We start from the raw sequence: 954 nt of genomic DNA, 5'->3' as shown, positions 1-954 counted from the left end.
GCGTAGGTGTCGGTCATACCCGCCAGGAAGTCGGCGACGCTGCGCGCCTTGATGCGGTCGTCGGCCCGATCCAGCCCCTCGCGCCAGCCGTCCGGCATGGCGCGCGGATCGGCGAAATAGGCGTCGAACAGATTTTTGACGATCTGCTCGGCGTCCGCGCGCACCCGCATAACCTCCGCGTGCCGGTAGAGGTGCTTGTACAGGAAGGCCTTCAGTTCTTTCTCCAAGGCAGCCATTTCGGCCGAGAAAACCACCATCGTCTCGCCAGCTGCCCTCACCGCATCGGCGCTCCGCGGCCTGATGCGATCGAGATTGGCGGTCGTCGACTTGATCACGTCCTCGACCATGGCGGTTATCTGCCGCCGCATCAGCTCGTGGCCAGTGCGCACATCATCGAGGGAGGGATAGCGTGAGCGAACGCCTTTCAGGATCGTTCCCGGCAGCGAAACCGTCTCCAGCATGTCCAGCGTCAAGAGCCCTGCCCTCAAGCCGTCATCGATGTCATGCGTGTTGTAGGCTATATCGTCGGCGATCGCCGCGCATTGCGCCTCGATGCCGGCAAACCGGTCGAGTTCGAGATCGTGCAGTTCAGAGTAATCACGGATCGCCTGCGGCACCGGCCCTTTCAGACCTTTGCCGTTAGCATTCGTCAGCGGCCCATTGTGCTTGACCAGGCCTTCCAGCGTTTCCCAGGTCAGGTTGAGCCCATCGAACTCGGCGTAGCGCGCCTCCAGCCTCGTCACGATGCGCAGCGATTGCGCGTTGTGGTCGAAGCCGCCCCAGGCGGCCATCTTTTCGTTCAGCGCGTCCTCGCCGGTGTGGCCGAAGGGCGTGTGGCCGAAATCATGCACCAGCGCCACCGCCTCGGCGAGATCCTCGTCGCCGCGCAGCGCCCGTGCCAGGGCGCGCGCGATCTGCGCCACTTCGATCGAATGGGTCAGCCGGGTGCGATAG

Annotated in this window: 1 protein-coding gene; it reads right to left on the bottom strand. The window is 64.2% G+C overall.

Features of this window, described 5'->3' with window-relative positions:
• A partial coding sequence (locus EN964_RS35690; RefSeq protein ID WP_127277534.1) for a deoxyguanosinetriphosphate triphosphohydrolase occupies positions 1-954 on the bottom strand: 954 nt, incomplete at both ends.

This window comes from Mesorhizobium sp. M7A.F.Ca.CA.001.10.2.1, assembly GCF_003998575.1.
Lineage (GTDB): Bacteria > Pseudomonadota > Alphaproteobacteria > Rhizobiales > Rhizobiaceae > Mesorhizobium.
Note: the sequence above shows the minus strand (reverse complement) of the source record. Positions and strands in the feature narration are given on the sequence as shown.